Annotated in this window: 13 protein-coding genes; 6 read left to right on the top strand and 7 right to left on the bottom strand. The window is 68.1% G+C overall.

Going from position 1 to position 17,230, the window contains the following annotated elements:
* Positions 1-160 precede the first annotated feature (160 nt).
* Positions 161-1,495: a dicarboxylate/amino acid:cation symporter gene (locus ACZK2R_RS16480; protein WP_006381938.1), complete on the bottom strand. Its 1,335-nt coding sequence runs from the start codon at positions 1,493-1,495 to the stop codon at positions 161-163.
* 154 nt (positions 1,496-1,649) lie between these two features.
* On the opposite strand from ACZK2R_RS16480, the gene ACZK2R_RS16485 reads away from it, so the two are divergent.
* The 5 genes from ACZK2R_RS16485 (at position 1,650) to ACZK2R_RS16505 (ending at position 7,073) form a co-directional block, all read left to right on the top strand.
* Positions 1,650-3,356 carry an alkaline phosphatase gene (locus tag ACZK2R_RS16485; protein ID WP_125893978.1) on the top strand — a complete coding sequence of 569 codons (1,707 nt, stop codon included), beginning with the start codon at positions 1,650-1,652 and terminating at the stop codon, positions 3,354-3,356.
* The gene (locus tag ACZK2R_RS16490; protein ID WP_032128996.1) at positions 3,353-3,898 is read left to right on the top strand and encodes a WG repeat-containing protein; all 546 of its coding nucleotides are present in this window, start codon (positions 3,353-3,355) and stop codon (positions 3,896-3,898) included. Before ACZK2R_RS16485 ends, ACZK2R_RS16490 begins: the two co-directional genes overlap by 4 nt.
* A 723-nt stretch (positions 3,899-4,621) precedes the next feature.
* Positions 4,622-5,908, top strand: a complete 1,287-nt coding sequence (gene tilS, locus ACZK2R_RS16495) for a tRNA lysidine(34) synthetase TilS (protein ID WP_180836612.1) — start codon at positions 4,622-4,624, stop codon at positions 5,906-5,908.
* Positions 5,909-5,944: 36 nt separating this feature from the next.
* The gene (locus ACZK2R_RS16500; protein ID WP_005410522.1) at positions 5,945-6,205 is read left to right on the top strand and encodes an exodeoxyribonuclease VII small subunit; all 261 of its coding nucleotides are present in this window, start codon (positions 5,945-5,947) and stop codon (positions 6,203-6,205) included.
* Positions 6,195-7,073, top strand: coding sequence for a polyprenyl synthetase family protein (locus tag ACZK2R_RS16505; RefSeq protein WP_049462723.1), 879 nt, complete (start codon positions 6,195-6,197; stop codon positions 7,071-7,073). Before ACZK2R_RS16500 ends, ACZK2R_RS16505 begins: the two co-directional genes overlap by 11 nt.
* 85 nt (positions 7,074-7,158) lie before the next feature.
* On the opposite strand, the gene ACZK2R_RS16510 is transcribed toward ACZK2R_RS16505, so the two are convergent.
* Positions 7,159-7,530: a DUF4870 domain-containing protein gene (locus ACZK2R_RS16510; protein WP_010482972.1), complete on the bottom strand. Its 372-nt coding sequence runs from the start codon at positions 7,528-7,530 to the stop codon at positions 7,159-7,161.
* Positions 7,531-7,617: 87 nt separating this feature from the next.
* Complete coding sequence (gene pmbA / locus ACZK2R_RS16515) at positions 7,618-8,985, bottom strand: metalloprotease PmbA (protein WP_180836611.1); 1,368 nt, start codon at positions 8,983-8,985, stop codon at positions 7,618-7,620.
* A gap of 68 nt (positions 8,986-9,053) precedes the next feature.
* On the opposite strand from pmbA, the gene yjgA reads away from it, so the two are divergent.
* Positions 9,054-9,641 carry a ribosome biogenesis factor YjgA gene (yjgA, locus tag ACZK2R_RS16520; protein ID WP_180836610.1) on the top strand — a complete coding sequence of 196 codons (588 nt, stop codon included), beginning with the start codon at positions 9,054-9,056 and terminating at the stop codon, positions 9,639-9,641.
* A gap of 41 nt (positions 9,642-9,682) precedes the next feature.
* Here yjgA and tldD read toward each other — a convergent pair whose 3' ends face one another.
* Genes tldD through ACZK2R_RS16540 form a run of 4 tightly spaced genes read right to left on the bottom strand, consistent with a single transcriptional unit; the run spans position 9,683 to position 17,162 of the window.
* On the bottom strand, positions 9,683-11,128 hold the full coding sequence (tldD, locus tag ACZK2R_RS16525; protein ID WP_180836609.1) for a metalloprotease TldD: 1,446 nt from the start codon (positions 11,126-11,128) through the stop codon (positions 9,683-9,685).
* A 60-nt stretch (positions 11,129-11,188) separates the two neighbouring features.
* Positions 11,189-15,043, bottom strand: a complete 3,855-nt coding sequence (locus tag ACZK2R_RS16530; RefSeq protein WP_180836608.1) for a YhdP family protein — start codon at positions 15,041-15,043, stop codon at positions 11,189-11,191.
* Between the two features lie 30 nt (positions 15,044-15,073).
* Positions 15,074-16,561: a ribonuclease G gene (rng, locus tag ACZK2R_RS16535; protein ID WP_010482960.1), complete on the bottom strand. Its 1,488-nt coding sequence runs from the start codon at positions 16,559-16,561 to the stop codon at positions 15,074-15,076.
* Positions 16,554-17,162 carry a Maf family nucleotide pyrophosphatase gene (locus ACZK2R_RS16540; protein WP_032128990.1) on the bottom strand — a complete coding sequence of 203 codons (609 nt, stop codon included), beginning with the start codon at positions 17,160-17,162 and terminating at the stop codon, positions 16,554-16,556. The genes rng and ACZK2R_RS16540 overlap by 8 nt, the downstream gene beginning before the upstream one ends.
* Positions 17,163-17,230: the final 68 nt, after the last annotated feature.

Consider the following 17,230-nt stretch of genomic DNA (forward strand, 5'->3'; position numbering starts at 1 on the left):
CTGCGCCACCTGCCCCAGTGGGTGCCGACCGTTGGTCGGCACTGCGGCCATCCACGCATGGCGTGGATCTACCAGGGACCTACCCTGATCGGCACCGCGCCAGTCAGCTCCAAAACGAAAAGCCCGCCGGTCAGGGCGGGCCTTTCATCTCCACGCAACCTCAGGCGCGTGGCGGTGTCGGGTCCGGATCGTCCACGCCGACATTGCTGGACGGGTTGTCATACACCGCCTGGTCGAGCAGCCCGGTTTCCTTGGCCACGATCACCGGCACCAGCATCTGGCCCGTCACATTCGTCATCGTACGCATCATGTCCAGGATGCGGTCGATGGCATACAGGTAGCCGATGGTCTCCAGCGGCAGGTTGGCTGCGCTCAGCACCACCGTGGCCATGATCACCGCGGTACCCGGCACGCCGGCGGTACCGAAGCTGCCCAGCACCGAGGCAATCAGCACCACCACGTACTGCTCCGGGGTCAGCGGCACACCGCTGTACTGCGCGATGAACACCGCGCACAACGCCGGGTAGATCGCGCCGCAGCCATCCATCTTGATGCTGGCACCCAGCGGCACCGCGAACGAACCGTAGTCCTTGTTCACGCCCAGGTTGTGGGTGATCGAACGCAGCGCCACCGGCATCGCGGCGAAGCTGGACGAGCTGACGAAGGCGACCTGCATGCCCGGCGCCGCGCCACGGAAGAACTTCAACGGGTTCAGGCCGTGCGCCAGCAGCAGTGCGCTGTAGACCACCACGATGTGCAGTGCGCAGGCCACGTACAGCGCCAGCACGAAGTGGCCCAGCGGCAGCAGCTTCTCGAAACCGTAGCTGCCAACCAGGCCAGCAATCAGGCCGAAGGTGCCGATAGGGGTGACTTCCAGCACGAAGCGGGTCACCTGGATCATGATGTCGCTCATCTGCCCGACCAGCTTGCGCGCCTCGGTCACCTTCTCGCCCAGCTTGACGATGGCAAAGCCGACCAGGCCAGCGAAGAAGATCACTGGCAGGATCGAGCCGCGACCGGCAGCCAGCACGGTTTCACCGGCCGCATTGACCTTGGTGCCGATGCCGGACAGCGCGTAGAAGACATTGGCCGGCACCACGTCCAGCAGCACCTGCACCACGCTGGGCACTTCGCGCGGCACGTAGTTGCTGGCCATCGACAGCTGCAGGCCACCGGCGCCGGGCTGCAGCACGGTACCCACGCCAAGGCCGACGCACACCGCCAACGCGGCGGTGATCACGAACCACAGGAAGGTGCGGCCACTGAGCGCGGCGACCGACTTCTGGCCGTGCAGCGACGAGATTGCGTTGATGACCGCGAAGAACACCAGCGGCACGGCGATCATCTTGATCAGGGTGACGTACAGCTCGCCGAGCGGGCCGAACCACGTTTCCGCGGCCGGGCCGAGCGCCCAGCCGGCCAGCGCGCCGAGCACGAAGCCACCGACCACGCGCTGCCAGAATGGAATCCGCAGCCAGGCAGAGACCAGCTTCATAGGCAATCCAGAGGGGAAGGAAGGGATGCTGGCACGATAGCCCAAGGCGGCCCGCAGAACGACCGCCCGGCCGGCAAATCAGTGTGTCATCGGCGTGCCTTGCGAGGGCGGGCATAATGAACGTCCCGTTACAGTTTGTGAGATCCCAGCGTCCATGCGCCGTTCCGTCTCCCTGTTGGCCGCCTGCGCCACCACCCTGCTGCTGGGCGCCTGCGCCAGCACCACCCCCGCGTCCGCCCCGGCCGGCGTGAAGGTCGCCGTCAACCCCGTTGCCCATCCGGCCGGCGAGACCCCGCAGTGGTGGTACCGCAGCGGCGCCGCCCAGGCCGCCGCCCACGGCGCGATGTCCGGCAAGGCCAAGAACGTCATCTTGTTCCTCGGCGACGGCATGAGCCTGACCACGGTGGCCGCCTCGCGCATCTACGAAGGCCAGCAGAAGGGCGGCTCGGGTGAAGAGAACCTGCTGTCCTGGGAGCGCTTCCCGGCCACGGCGTTCAGCAAGACCTACAACACCGATTCGCAGACCCCGGATTCGGCCGGCACCATGACCGCCATCACCACCGGCGTGAAGACCCACATGGGCGCGATCGGCGTCAGCGCCGGCAGCCGCACCGACTGCGCCGACAGCCTGTCCAAGGGCCTGCTGACCTGGCTGCAGCTGGCCGACAGCGCCGGCCTGGCCACCGGTGTGGTGTCCACCGCACGCCTGACCCATGCCACTCCGGCCGCCACCTACGCGCACTCGCCCGAGCGCAACTGGGAAAACGACACCGACCTGACCGAAGCCGCGAAGGCCGCCGGCTGCAAGGACATCGCCCAGCAGCTGTTGTCCACCTCGCGCTATGGCCGTGGCCCGCTGGTCGCCCTCGGCGGTGGTCGTGGTGAGTTCACCACCGTGGAAGAGCGCGATCCCGAGTACGACGACAAGGTCGGCCAGCGCCTGGACGGCCGCAGCCTGGTGCAGGAATGGCAGCAGGCGCATCCGCAGGGTGCCTACGTGTGGAACAGCAAGCAGCTGGCCGCCGCCGCGAATGCGCCGGCCATCCTTGGCCTGTTCGAGCCGGACCACATGCGCTACGAGTACGAGCGCCCGCAGGATCCGGGCGGTGAGCCGAGCCTGGCCGAACTGACGGCGGCAGCCATCAAGAACCTGGCCAAGCACCAGGAAGGCTACGTGCTGATGATCGAAGGCGCGCGCATCGACCACGCCAACCACAGCGGCAACGCCTACCGTGCGCTGACCGAGACCGTGGCCCTGTCCGACGCGGTGCGCGTGGCCAACGAACTGACGTCGGCCGACGACACCCTGATCATCGTCACCGCCGACCACTCGCACACCCTGAACTTCGTCGGCTACCCGGCACGCGGCAACCCGATCCTGGGCAAGGTGAAGGACAAGGGCGGCGAAGATGGCGCCGGCAAGCTGGACTACGCGCTGGACGGCACCGGCCAGCCCTACACCACGCTGAGCTACGCCAACGGCCCGGGCCACACCGGCAGCAGCAACCAGCAGCCGGCCGGTCCGAAGCGTTACCCGCACAACCCGAGCAGCTTCGAACCGGCCAACGGCCGCCCGAACCTGCGCGAGGTCGACACCGAGCATCCGGACTACATGCAGGAAGCACTGGTGCCGATGAAGTCCGAGTCGCACGGCGGCGAAGACGTCGGTATCTGGGCACGCGGCCCGGGCAGCAAGGCGATCCGCGGCACGCTGGAACAGAACGCGATCTACCACATGATCGTGCAGGCCACCCCGGCCCTGCGCGAGCGCCTGTGCCAGGCCGGCACCTGCGACGACAAGGGCGTGCCGGTACAGCTGCCGGCGCCGACCGCATTCGAGCGCAAGGCCGAGGCCAAGTGATCGTGAGGCAGGCCCACCCTGCCCCTGCCAGCGGCCGCTTCGCGCGGTCGCTGGTCCTGCTTGGCGTGCTGGTCAGTGCCAATGCAGCGGCACAGGCACCGGCGTGCAAGCTGCTGACCGACGAACACGGATTGTGGCCGCTGCCCAACTGCGAAGTGGTCGATCACCGGCCGAAGATCAGTGCCGACACCTTGAAGGACCTGAATTACGACGACCATGGCCTGGCCGTGGTGTACGCCGACCAAGGCTTCCACTACGTCAACCGCAAAGGCCGCAGCCTGCCGGTACTGACCTGGGACAACGGTCCGGAAACGCCGCAGGAAGGCCTGCTGCGCGCCCGCGTCGGCAACCGCGTGGCCTACTTCGATCTGAAGTTCCGCCAGGTGGTGCCCGGCACCTTCGATTTCGGTTGGCCGTTCCAGGATGGCGTGGCCGAAGTCTGCAATGGCTGCCGGCGCGGCACGCCGGATGCCGATGGCCACACGCCGATGGAAGGCGGAGAGCGGTTCCGCATCGACCGTTCGGGTCGTCGGGTAAAGTAGGTTTTTCGGCAGGGCTGCGCCCTGCACCCGCAGACGCAACGGCAACGGCAACGGCCGAAGCAACAGCAACAGCGTGCATTCCGTGGGATGGCGGGGCACTGTGGGTTTGCGGGGACGGCGCAAGTACGTCCATGTTGCCTTGATCGCCGCATCCATGCGGCTCACACCCCGCAAACCCACAGTGCCCCGCCTCTGACAGATCTCCGCGGCTGTTGGTAGGTGTCGACCTTGGTCGACACATCTGTCAGATATCGAATGAGTCATCCACGCATGGCGTGGATCTACTGTGTCGACCAAGGTCGACACCTACCAAAGCGGTGCACGACGCCGTTCTGGCAGATCGCGGCATTCTGTCGAAGCCGGGGTGGGTCCGGTTGCGGGGGCGTGAGCCGCATGGGCCCGAGGCATGCCTCGGGCGGGTTGGGCAGGACGCCCAACCCCGGTCTTGCCGTGTGCGCAGGACTGCGCACACGAGCAAGCGGCGACCGAGCTTACATGGGTGAGGGCGCTTTGCTTGCGAAGCACTGCTTCGCAAGCGCCCGAACGCACAGCCGCCAGCGGCTGGGCCGGGCCCCGGAGGGGGACTTGCAGCGGCCCCCGCTACCGGACCCACCCCGCCAAGCCTCAGGAAACCCGCTTCTGCTGTTGCTTCGGCCGTTGCCGTTGCTTGCGCGTCTGCGGGTGCAGGGCGCAGCCCTGCCGAGCAACCCTATACTTGCCACCGTGACTGCCTTCCCTGCCCTCGTTCCGCTGGATGCGCCGCTGCTGGTGGGCTACAGCGGTGGCGTCGACTCCACCGTGCTGCTGCACTGGCTGTGGCGCTGCGCGCAGACTTCCGGCACCGCCCTGCGCGCGGTGCACGTGCACCACGGGCTGCAGCCCGATGCAGATGACTGGGTGCTGCACTGCCAGCAGCAATGCGACGCCTGGGGCATCGAACTGGCCGTGCACCGCGTGCAGGTCGAGAACGGCACAGGCCTGGGCACCGAGGGTGCCGCGCGACTGGCACGACGCGCCGCGTTCGCGGCCGAACTGCGCGACGGCGAAACCCTGGCGCTGGCACAGCACCAGGACGACCAGGCCGAGACCTTCCTGTTGCGCGCCCTGCGTGCTTCCGGCGTCGATGGCCTGGCGGCGATGTCCACGCACAGCCGCCTTGGCGAAAAGCCTCTATGGCGACCGCTGCTGGCAGTGCCACGCAGTGCACTCCTCGACTACGCCCGCCAGCATGCACTGCACTGGATCGAAGACCCCAGCAACGCCGACGACCACGCCGATCGCAACTTCCTGCGCCTGCAGGTACTGCCACTGTTGCGCCAGCGCTGGCCGCATGCCGCTGCGGCGATGGCGGGCAGCGCAACGCACTGCGGGCAGACCCGCGAACTGCTTGACGAGGAAGACGCCGAGCTGATCGCACACCTGGAAGTCGCTCCACGCGTGCTGTCGCTGCAGCTGCTACGCCAGGTCTCACCGGGGCGCGCCGCGCGCGTACTGCGCGCCTGGGTGACCGGCCACGGTGCGGCACCGCTGCCGGCCACCGTGCTGCAGCAGGCGCTGGACGAGTTGCTGCCGGCCGACAACGATCGCCAGGCGCGGGTGCGCTGGCACGATCACGCGATCCAACAGTGGCGCGACCACGCCTACCTGCTGCCGGCCCGGCTGCCTGCGCTTCCCCACGAGTGGCAGGACGAATGGGATGGACGCGCACCGCTGGCACTGCCCGATGGCGGACAGCTGCGCCTGCAGGGCACCCCGGCCTTCGATCGCCCGCTGCAGGTCCGTGCACGCGTGGGCGGTGAGCGCATTCTGCTGCCCGGTCGCCAGCATTCGCACGCATTGAAGGACTGCCTGCAACGCGAACACCTCGCCCCCTGGCGACGCGCGCAGCTGCCGCTGATCTTTGATGGCCCGCAGTTGCTGGCCGCCGCCGACGTGGTCATCGCCGCACCGCTGCAGGCCTGGCTGCAGGCGCATGGCGCACAGTTGCAGTGGCGCCCGGGCGGCTGGTGAATTGACCCCCGCGCGCGGCCCGTCCACACTTGCCGCATGGCCAAGAAGTCCCCCGAAAACGCCTCCCCGGTCGCCCAGTTCGAGCAGTCGCTCGAATCGCTGGAGCAGCTGGTGGAGCAGATGGAAACCGGCGAGCTGAGCCTGGAAGCTTCGCTCAGTGCTTACGAACGTGGCGTCGGTCTATATCGCCAGTGCCAGCAGGCGCTGGAGCAGGCCGAGCTGCGCGTGCGCCTGCTCAGCGATCCGGCGCAGCCGGAAGCATCCGAGCCTTTCGATCCGCCCAGCCATGACGGCTGAGGTTCTGTTCGCGCGCTGGCGCGACCGTATCGAAAGCCAGCTCGACGCCGCGCTGCCCTCGCCTGCCGAAGCACCGCAGCGCCTGCACCAGGCCATGCGCTATTCGGTGCTGGGCGGTGGCAAACGCATGCGCCCGCTGCTGGTCTACGCCAGTGGCCACCTGTTCGGTGCGCAGCCGGAAAGCCTGGATGCGGCCGCTATGTCCGTCGAACTCATCCACGCCTACTCGCTGGTGCATGACGACCTGCCGGCAATGGATGACGACGCGCTGCGTCGCGGCAAGCCGACCACCCACATCGCCTTCGACGAAGCCACCGCGATTCTGGCAGGCGATGCACTGCAGACGCGTGCCTTCGGCCTGCTGGCCGATGCACCGCTGCCTGCCACGCTGCGCGTGGCCTGCCTGCAGACCCTGGCCCACGCTTCCGGCGCCGCTGGCATGTGCGGTGGCCAGGCGCTGGATATCGATGCCACCGGCCAGCAGCAGACGCTGGCGGCATTGACCCGCATGCATGCCCTGAAGACCGGCGCGCTGATCCGTGCGGCGGTGCGCATGGGCGCGCTGTGCGGCCAGGCCCACGAACCTCAGCTGGCCCAGCTGGACAGCTTCGCCGACGCACTCGGCCTGGCCTTCCAGGTACGCGATGACATCCTCGATGTCGAGGCCAGTTCCGAGCAGCTGGGCAAGACCGCCGGCAAGGACCAGGCGCAGGACAAGAGCACCTTCCCCGCCCTGCTCGGCCTGGACGGGGCGAAGGCCCAGCTGCACGAACTCGCGGCACGCATGCAGGCGATCCTGGCCGGGTACGGCGAAGAGGCCGATGCACTGCGTGCGCTGGCGACGCTGGCGGTCGAACGCGATCATTGATCGCTCGCCGGGCACCGCCCGTCGCGCCCCGCACATGAAAACGCCCGGCAATGCCGGGCGTTCTCAATTCCGCATGCCGCCGGTATTACTTGATCAGGCGCAGTGCGAACGGGTAGCGATAGGCTTCGCCGTTGTTGGCCTTGACCGCTGCGATGATGCTGAACACCAGGCTGATGATGCCCACGATCGGGGCCAGGAACACGCCGATGATCACGATGGTCAGGATCATGCTGATGACCATGGCGATGGTCACGGTGATCTGGAAGTTCAGGGCTTCCTTGGCCTGGTCGGTCACGAAGGCCTTGCCCGCGTCATCCTTGTTGATCAGCCAGATGATCAACGCGCCGATGAAGCCGGTGAAGATACCCAGCAGGTGGGCAGCCAAGGCCATGGTGCGCTGGTCGGCCGGCACGTCGGTGGTGGCCGGCGGCGGCGGGACGTTATCGAATTCGCTCACGACAAAACTCCTTTTCATTGGGTGGTCTTGACCCACCAGCACCAAGCTGGTTGCGTCAGGCGGGCATAGCTTACGCCATCGACGCCATCAATCATTACCGGCGATGGTCATCCGCCCCAGCAGGATCGAACCGGTCCGGATGTGCGAGCGCGGGTCGACGTCGCTGCCGACCGCTTCGATGCTGCTGAACATCTCACGCAGGTTGCCGGCGATGGTGATGCCATCCACCGGGTACTGGATCTCACCATTCTCGACGCGGAAGCCGCCGGCACCGCGCGAGTAGTCGCCGGTCACCCCGTTCACGCCCTGCCCCATCAGTTCGGTCACCAGCAGGCCATCGCCCATCTGCCGGGCGATGTCCTGCAGGGAGCCCGCGTTGGCGGCCAGCTGCAGGTTGTGCACGCCACCGGCATTGGCGGTGGTCTGCAGGCCCAGCTTGCGTGCCGAGTAGATGCCCAGCACATAGCGCTGCAGCACGCCGTCACGGACCAGGGCCGAAGCACGGGTAGCCACGCCGTCACCGTCGAAGGCGGCCGAGCGCAGGCCACGGCGCAGGTGGGGCAGTTCCTCGATCTGCATCCAGTCCGGGAACAGCTGCTGGCCAACGCTGTCCAACAGGAAGCTGGCCTGGCGGTACAGCGCACCGCCGGACACCGCCGACAGCAGGTGGCCAACCAGGCTGCGCGCTACTTCCGGGGCGAACAGCACCGGCATGCTGCCGGTGGCCATCGAGCGAGGCTGCAGGCGGGCGACGGTGCGCTCGGCAGCACGACGGCCGACCAGGCCCACGTCTTCCAGGTCCTCCCGGGCCAACGCGCTGGTGTACCAGCCATCGCGCTGCATGCCATCGCCCTGGCCGGCGATCAGCGCACAGCCCACCGAATGATGGGTGCCACGCTCACGGCCGAAAAAGCCATGCGAATTGGCGTACACCGACAGGCTCTGCATGCTCGACACCGAGGCGCCGTCGGAATTACGGATCTGCGCATCGGCCTCACGGCCTGCGTTCTCGCAGGCCAGGGCCAGGTCCACCGCCTCGTCGGCCTGCAGCGCCCAGGGGTGCCAGGCATCCAGATCCGGGAAATCGGTGGCCATCAACGCGGCCTCGGCCAGGCCGGCAGCCGGGTCATCTTCGGTGTGCCGGGCGATCGCACAGGCCTGCTCGACCGTGGCGGCAAGGCTGGCCTCGTTCAGGTCGCCGGTGCTGGCGCTGCCCTTGCGTTGGCCGAAATAGACGGTGACGGCGATACCGCGGTCACGGGTGGACTGCACGGTCTCCACCTCGCCAAGGCGGACATTGACCTCCAGGCCACGATCCTCGCTGCAGCTGACCTCGGCCTGGCTGGCGCCCAGCGCACGGGCGCGGTCGAGCAGCTGCTGGGAGAGGTCGGCCAGCCGTTCCAGCCGGGCCAGGCTGTCGTCGCCGACAGCGACTTCAGGGGCGATCACGTTCAATGCTTTATCCTGTACGGGTTGGGCCCGGCATCACGCCGGGCGACTTTTTTTGAGATCAGGTAGGAACGATGCGCGGACGCGACGAAGAAACCGGTGAATTCCACGACAAGAGCCGCAGCCAGAACCGGCGCGACGCGCTCGACGTTCTGGCCCTGGGCGAGAAGCTGGTGTCGTTGACCCCGGCCCAGCTGGCGCGCCTGCCGATCCCGGAAGACCTGCTGCCGCATATCGCCGAGTGCAAGCGCATCACCGCCCACATCGCCCACAAGCGCCAGCTGGCGTTCCTGGCCAAGCACATGCGCCGCGAAGAAGAAGCCACGCTGGATGCGATCCGCGATGCGCTGGATGCCAACAGCGAAACCGGCCGCCGCGAAGTGGCGATGATGCACCGCGTGGAAGACTGGCGCGAGCGCCTGCTGGCCGAAGGTGACAAGGCGCTGGCCGCCCTGCTGGACGATTACCCGCAGGCCGACCGCCAGCAGCTGCGCACGCTGGTGCGCAATGCGCAGGCCGAGAAGGCGAAGAACAAGCCGCCGCGTGCCTACCGCGAAATCTTCCAGGTGCTGCGCGCCCTGATGCTGCCGGCCGCACTGGGCCTGAAGGCCAGCGCCGAAGACGCCGACCCCGTCGACAGCGACGAAGCCGACGAGGACTGAGTCCGCGCCGGCCTGGGCGGTGGCGCTGGCCATCGCCCGGCTCAGGCCTGGGTACCGCCGACCGTGATGCCCTCGATCAGCAGCGAGGGCTGGCCGACACCCACGGGCACGCTCTGCCCGTCCTTGCCACAGATGCCCACACCCTCGTCCAGGGCCAGATCGTTGCCGACCATGCGCACCTTCTGCATGGTTTCCGGACCGTTGCCGATCAGCGTCGCACCCTTCACCGGCGTGGTGATGCGGCCATCCTCGATCAGGTAGGCCTCAGTGGCCGAGAACACGTACTTGCCGCTGGTGATGTCGACCTGGCCGCCACCGAAGTTGACTGCGTACAGGCCCTTCTTCACCGAACGGATCATTTCCTGTGGGTCGTGCTGGCCGGCGCGCATGTAGGTGTTGGTCATGCGCGGCATGGTCAGATGCGCGAACGATTCGCGGCGGCCGTTGCCGGTCGGCGCCATGCCCATCAGCCGCGCATTGAGGCTGTCCTGCATGTATCCCACCAGAATGCCGTCCTCGATCAAGGTGGTGCACTGGGTCGGATGGCCCTCGTCGTCGATGTTCAACGAACCACGGCGTCCGTCCAGCGTGCCGTCATCGACGATGGTCACGCCCGGGGCGGCAACGCGCTCGCCGATGCGGCCCGCGTAGACGCTGGTGTCCTTGCGGTTGAAGTCGCCTTCCAGGCCATGGCCGACCGCTTCATGCAGCAGCACGCCGGGCCAGCCCGGACCAAGCACCACCGGCATCACCCCGGCCGGTGCCGGAACGGCGTCCAGGTTCACCAGCGCCTGGCGCAGCGCCTCGCGGGCAAAGGCCTCGGGGCGGCCGTCGGCGAACAGCTCCTCATACCCGTAGCGGCCACCACCGCCGGCATAGCCGGACTCGCGGCGGCCGTTGTGCTCGACGATCACCTGCACGTTCAGGCGCACCAGCGGGCGCACGTCAGCGCCCAGCACACCGTCGCTGCGGGCGATAAGTACCGTATCGACGCCGCCGGACAGGCTCACCATCACCTGCTTCACGCGCGGGTCGGCGGCGCGCAGGTAGCCATCCAGGCGCTTGAGCACCTCGACCTTGGCCTCGTTGCCGATGCCATCGATCGGGTCCAGCGCCGGGTACAGCGCGCGCGCGTTGCCGCGCAGCAGCGACCGCCCGGACTGGGCGCCACCTTCACGCGAGATCGCACGCGCCGACTGCGCCGCCGTCAGCAGCGCATCGGCATGGATGTCGTCGGAGTAGGCGAAGCCGGTCTTCTCGCCGGAAATCGCCCGCACGCCCACGCCCTGCTCGATGGAATGGGCGCCGTCCTTGACGATGCCGTCTTCCACGCTCCAGCTCTCGCGGCGGGCATGCTGGAAATAAAGGTCGCCGAAGTCCACACCGGGGCCGAGCAGCTGGCCGAAGGTGCGCTCCAGGCCAGCGGTATCCAGGCCGCCGGGGCGCAGCAGGCGGTCTTGGGCAAGCGTCAGGGCGATATCAGTCATGGTTCTCGATCTGGGGATGCGGGGGCGCTCAGGCAAGCCCCGTGAACAGGAAAGCCGCGCTCAACGCGAGCGCGGCAGGCCGGTGACGGTCGGCGGAATGGCCGGCGCCGGTGCCGGTACGGGTGGCGGAGCCTTGTCGCGGCTGCGCTCGATCACTTCCACCTTCGGTTCCTTCCATGGACCGGTCACCTTGTAGGTACGGGCGCCAATCTCGCCCAATGGCTTGGACAATACCGCATTGGTGGCCGCGCCCAGCGCCGCCCCCACCGGGCCACCGGCGACCGCACCCACCACGGTCAGCAGATTGCCTGCACGCGGGTTGACGTCGATGGTCTGGTCAAACTGCTGGTTGCGCAGGTCGGCCTGGCCGCGGATGGTGATGTTGGCTGCCGGGCCTTCGATCAGCACTTTGTCGGTGCGTGCCATGCCCTGGCCGAACTGCATGCTGCCGTCGATCTGGTTGAACGCGAAGCCCTTGGAGAAGAAGTCGCGGAAGTCGAACATCAGGCGCCGCGGCAGCTGGGTGACACTGAGCAGGCCCAGCACCCGGCCAGCGCCCGGTTCCAACTCCAGCAGCTGGCCGTTGCGCGCGTGCAGGTCCAGGCGGCCCTGCAGGTTGCCCAGCTGGAAGTCCGACGGCCCCCCACTCCACGTGGCCTGCAGCTGCGCCTGGCCGGAACCGCCACGCAGCTGGCCGCCGTAGTCGAGGTTCTGCATCAATCCGCCCAGGTCCTCGCTGCGCACCTGTGCGGTCAGCTCGGTGCGGGCACCACCGGTGCGGCCCAGCCAGCGACCGCTGATGTCGATCTCCTGGTCGGGCGCACGGAAGCGCAGCTCGTCCACGTTCAGGCCATTGGCCAGCGGCCGCGTACGCAGTACCGCCTGGCCCAGCACCACCTTGCCGAACTTCAGGTCGGCGATGTCCAGCGCGAACGGCGGCAGCTTGGCCGGGTCCATGTCGTTGGCGCCGGCCTGTACCCGTGCCGGTGCGGCCGATGCACCCGGAGCCGCCGGCAGGGATTGCCAGTGCACGCGGTCGAGCTGGCCACTGATGGTGCCGCCGTCTGCATTGGGGACGGTCAGGCGCCCGGCCAGCGACGGGCCGTCCAGGCGCACATCCAGTGCCTGCGCGCCCGGGCGCAGCTGCAACCGGGTCTGCTCGAACACGCCACCGATCAGCTTCAACTGGCCGACCTGCACGTCCACCGCACGCAGCGGCATGGCGTCGTCATCACTGCCACCCCGCGCCAGACTGATCCACTCCAGAGCGTCCAGGGTCGGGCTGCGGCCATTGACGGTCAATCCGCTCGGCGGCGGCTCGCGGTCGACATGGTCGCTGCCCAGCGTCACCTGCACACCGGTCTGGTTGTTGTGGCTGCGTGCGGCCAGCGCCAGGCGCTGGCCGAACGCAACGTCGATGCGGCCGGCCCCCATCGGCAGCTGTGCAGCCACGGTGGTCGCCAATGGCTCGGCAGCCGGTTTGTCCAGCGGCGCCGGCAGGTCCAGCCGGGTCCCGACCAGATCGGAGCTCAACCGCAGCTCGCTGGGCGGCGCAGGCGCCCCTGGAGCGACCTTGGGCAGGCTGACCGCGATGGTCCACGGCGAGGTTCCGGTGATGTAGGGCTTGAGCCAGGCCATCTCCGGCGCGCGGTCGATCAGCACGCCAGCATCCAGCGTGGCCGACAGCTGCGATTCGAAGGCCAGTCTGCTGTCGTGCACGTAGCCACCGGCACGCAGGCTCAGGCGACCGTCCTGGCCGAGGTGGCGCACCGACAGTGCCTCGGCATCGAAACCGCCATTGCTGTAGCGCGCCTGCCCCTGCATGTTGTCGAAGGCGAGCTGGAAGCGCTTGTCGACCAGCTTCACGCCGGCCAGATCAACCGTCCCCTGCAGGTGGCCGCCACCTTCATCGTGGTGCAGTGGCTGCAGCAGATCGAAGGTCACATGCGCCGGGCCGGCAGCAGTGAGGTTGTCCAGGGTGTCGCCATAATCCTTGTGCAGCGGGCTCTGCCGCAGCATCGCCAGCAGCTTGCCCGCCTCGCTCTGCGCATCGGCGCGCACATACAGCGGCTGCTGCCCGAAATCCGGAATGCCCGCCTCGAACTTCTGCACCGCCACACCGGCCAGATCGCCGCGCCCATGCATGTCGAAGCCGGGGCCGATGAAGGCGATATCGGCGTCGACCTGGCTCATCAACGGCCAATCGTGCTGGAAACGGATGTCACCGTTGGTGATATGGCCGGTGGCCTCGAAGCGGCCATCGTTGTTGTCGAACGGCCAGTCGTCCAGGTCGCCACTGACCAGGCCGATGCCATTGCGCACCTGGCCGCCGGCCAGCGCCATGTCCAGCCAGTCGGTGGCGCCCTTGCTCATCTTGGAGTGGATCCAGAAGCGCTTGGCCGCGGTCATCGGCACGTCGTCCAGCTTGGCCGCCAGCTGCAGCCACGGCCGCGTACCGTCCCCCTGGAACCAGACACCACCGCGCACGTCGGCCGCATAGTCGGTGCCTTCCACGCGCATCGCCGCAGTACCGATACGCCAACCACCGCCCTCGTCGCGCCAGCCCACCACCTGTCCCGCCAGATGCAGGTCATGACGCACACCAAAGCCGGTCGGCCAATCGAACTGCAGCTGCCGTTGCGGCTGCAACTGCAGGCTGAAGCCATCCGCGTCGCCTTCGAAGCGCCCGCCCAGGCCGCGCAGGCCGGGCGAATTGCCCACGCTGGCGAAGCCCAGCGACTGCAGTTCGCCCTGCGCCCACAGCGGGCCATCGCGTTCGCCCGCCAGCTGCAACTCGCGCACATCCAGCTGCGGCCTGGACAGGAACAGCCAGCGACGCAGGCCCGGTTCAAGACGATCGCTCAGGGCCAGCGCACGCAGCGCGGTGCCGGCCTGCACTTCGCCAGAACGGACCCGCAGCTGCTTGCCAAGCTGCAGCTGCAGGCCATCGAGCTGCTGCTCGCCCTCTTCGGTTTTCAGGCGCAGGCGCGGCACCTGCAACGCCCAGCCATCAGCCTGGCGCTGCCAGCGCAGGCGTGCCTGCAACCGCTGCAGCTGCAGCTGCGGAGCCGCCATCGAGGGCATCGGTGCGCCATCGATGCGGACATCACGCAGGTCCGAATCGGTGGTCACCGCCACCGGCGCGAAATCGCGCAGGGTCAGCCACAGGTTGAGTTCGCCCTTGCCTTCGCGCAGGCGCACACCGCCGGCCGCCAGCAGCGGCGACCAGGCATGGAAATCGACCGGATCGGCGCCCAGCCAGGCCTGGCCATTGCCGCGCACGCGGTCCACGTCCAGCACCGCCGTCAACGGCAGCGCTTGGGTCTGGGCCCAGGCACGCACGCCTACACGCAGGCGGTCGCCATTGACCCGCAGGCGCACGTCGATGCGTGGCAGCGTGGTGTCGATCCCCAGCCCCGGCGCATGCACGCCCAGGCGGCCTCCGATCACCTGCAGCTCGCCCAGCCGGCGCAGCGCATCCAGCGGGTCCCCGCCATTGGCGGCCTGCGGCAGGCCGCGTACCGACCAGCGACCGTCCTCGCCCTGCTGCAGGTCGAGCGCCAGGCCACGCAGGCGCAGCTCGGTCAGCGACCGGCCAGGCAACAGGCCGCTGTACATCGATACCAGCACTTCGGCCTCGCCGATCGCCAGGCCCTGGCCGGCGCCGATGCGCAGGCCCTTGAGTTGCAGCAGCGGGCCGCGCCGGGTCCAGGCGGTCTGCAGCTGGTCGAAACGCACCGGCTGGCCAGCGCGTTCACTAAGCCAGGCGGCAATCCTGTCGGGATGGCGCTCGGCCAGCGGTAGCAGCTGGCTGAAGGTGCCCACCAGCAGTGCAAGCCCGACCAGGCCCACCGCGCAGGCGGCAATGAAATGACGGCGGATCCTTCGCAGTCGCAGGCGCGGCGGCGCGCTCATCGGCCACCGCCGGCCTGCGGCCGGCGAGGATCAGAGCAGAACGACATCGAATTGCTCCTGCAGGTACTGCTCGTCCGCCTGGAAGCGGATGCTCTTGCCGAGGAATTCCTCCAGCTCGGCCACCGCCGCGGATTCCTCGTCGGTGATGCGCGCGACCACCTTGGTCGACGCGATCACCAGCAGGCGCGCGGCATCGAACTGGCGCACGGCACGGGTGATCTCGCGGAAGATCTCGTAGGTCACCGTCTCGGTGGTCTTGATGCTGCCGCGACCGCTGCACTGCGGGCAGGTCTCCGACAGCTGGCGCTCCAGGCTTTCCACCGTGCGCTTGCGGGTCATCTCCACCAGGCCCAGTGGCGAGAAGTCGTACACCGTGGTCTTGGCATGGTCGCGGGCCAGCGCCTTTTCCAGCGTACGCAATACCTGGCGGCGGTGCTCTGCATCATCCATGTCGATGAAATCGATGATGATGATGCCGCCCAGGTTGCGCAGCCGCAGCTGCCGTGCCACCGCCTGTGCCGCTTCCAGGTTGGTGCGGAACACCGTCTCTTCCAGGTTGCGCTGGCCAAGGAACGAACCGGTGTTGACGTCGATGGTGGTCATCGCCTCGGTCTGGTCGATCACCAGGTAGCCACCGGATTTCAGCGGCACCTGCTTGTCCAGCGCGCGGCCGATCTCGTCCTCCACCCCGAACATGTCGAAGATCGGGCGATCACCGCTGTACAGCTCGATCTTCTCGGCCAGCACCGGCATGTACTTGGCAACAAAGGCCTGCAACTGCGCGAAGGTCTCCTTGGAGTCCACCTTCACCTTGTCAACGTCCTTGCGGATCAGGTCGCGTACCGATCGCAGCGGCAGGCTCAGGTCTTCATAGATGTTGCTGCACGAGGCCGCTTCGCGGCCACGACGCTCGACCACGTTCCAAACGCGCGACAGGTAGGCGATGTCCTCGGCGATGGCCTCTGCCGGCTGGCCCTCGGCATTGGTACGCACGATGTAGCCGTAGCCCCCGTGCTGCGCCGACAGTTCGGTCACCAGCGCCTTCAGGCGGGCGCGCTCGGTTTCATCCTCGATGCGTGCGGAAACGCCCACGACCTTGGATTGCGGCAGCAGCACCATGTAGCGCGAGGGAATGCTGATCTGGGTGGTCAGGCGTGCGCCCTTGGTCCCGATCGGGTCCTTCACCACCTGCACCACGATGTCCTGGCCGTCGCGCAGCAGCTCGACGATCGGCACGCTGGATGGCGGCGGCAGCGTGGTGTTCTCGGTATCGGCACTGGCCACCGGCGCCGGCCGCACCACGTCGTTGGCATGCAGGAACGCGGCACGCTCCAGCCCGACTTCGACGAAGGCGGCCTGCATGCCGGGCATCACCCGCTGCACCTTGCCCTTGTAGATGTTGCCGACCACACCCCGGCGCCAACCGCGCTCGATGTGCAGTTCCTGCAGCATGCCGTTCTCGATCACCGCGACCCGGGTTTCGCGCGGGGTCACATTGACCAGGATTTCCTCAGACATCGGCAGCCTCCCTGGCGGCATCGGCAGTTGTGGCCGGCACGCCGCAGCGCGCCAGCAGACGATCGGTATGCAGCAATGGCAGCCCCATGACGCCGGAGTAGCTGCCGGAAAGATGTTCGATCCAGCGCTCGGCCCCGCCCTGGATGGCGTAGGCCCCGGCCTTGTCCAACGGCTCGCCGGTGGCCACGTAGGCGGCGATGTCGGCAGCGTCGATCGGGGCGAAGGTCACTTCGGAAATGACCAGTTCGCTGTCCAGCCCGTCCGCGCCGACCACCACCACGGCGGTCATCACCTGATGGGTGCGCCCGGCAAGGCGCGCCAGCATCGCCCGCGCATCGGCGGCGTCAGTGGGCTTTCCGAACACGTCACCATCCAGCACCACCTCGGTGTCCGAGCCGAGCACGCGCGCCTGCGGGTCATCGGCCAGCACCCGGGCCAGCCCGGCGCGCGCCTTGTCGGCGGCGACCCGGCAGACATACTGTTCGGCGCTTTCAGCGGGCGCGCGCTGCTCGACGACCTCCAGGTCCAGGGCCTGGAAGGGGCGTCCGAGTCGGGCCAGCAGCTGGTTGCGTCGGGGGGAGCGGGAAGCAAGATAGAGCATCGGCACAGCATAACCTGAGGCCGCCACCTGAATCGTCGGCAACCCGTCCCGGAACGTGCGCAACCCCG

This window comes from Stenotrophomonas sp. 96582_Sma, from assembly GCF_056480905.1.

Bases quoted from the DNA above. Each gene is read 5' to 3' on its own strand.
- ACZK2R_RS16505 (WP_049462723.1), top strand. From the start codon at position 6,195: ATGACGGCTGAGGTTCTGTTCGCGCGCTGGCGCGACCGTATCGAAAGC.
- yjgA (WP_180836610.1), top strand. From the start codon at position 9,054: ATGCGCGGACGCGACGAAGAAACCGGTGAATTCCACGACAAGAGCCGC.
- ACZK2R_RS16485 (WP_125893978.1), top strand. From the start codon at position 1,650: ATGCGCCGTTCCGTCTCCCTGTTGGCCGCCTGCGCCACCACCCTGCTG.
- ACZK2R_RS16540 (WP_032128990.1), bottom strand. From the start codon at position 17,162: ATGCTCTATCTTGCTTCCCGCTCCCCCCGACGCAACCAGCTGCTGGCC.
- ACZK2R_RS16500 (WP_005410522.1), top strand. From the start codon at position 5,945: ATGGCCAAGAAGTCCCCCGAAAACGCCTCCCCGGTCGCCCAGTTCGAG.
- rng (WP_010482960.1), bottom strand. From the start codon at position 16,561: ATGTCTGAGGAAATCCTGGTCAATGTGACCCCGCGCGAAACCCGGGTC.
- tldD (WP_180836609.1), bottom strand. From the start codon at position 11,128: ATGACTGATATCGCCCTGACGCTTGCCCAAGACCGCCTGCTGCGCCCC.
- ACZK2R_RS16480 (WP_006381938.1), bottom strand. From the start codon at position 1,495: ATGAAGCTGGTCTCTGCCTGGCTGCGGATTCCATTCTGGCAGCGCGTG.
- ACZK2R_RS16530 (WP_180836608.1), bottom strand. From the start codon at position 15,043: ATGAGCGCGCCGCCGCGCCTGCGACTGCGAAGGATCCGCCGTCATTTC.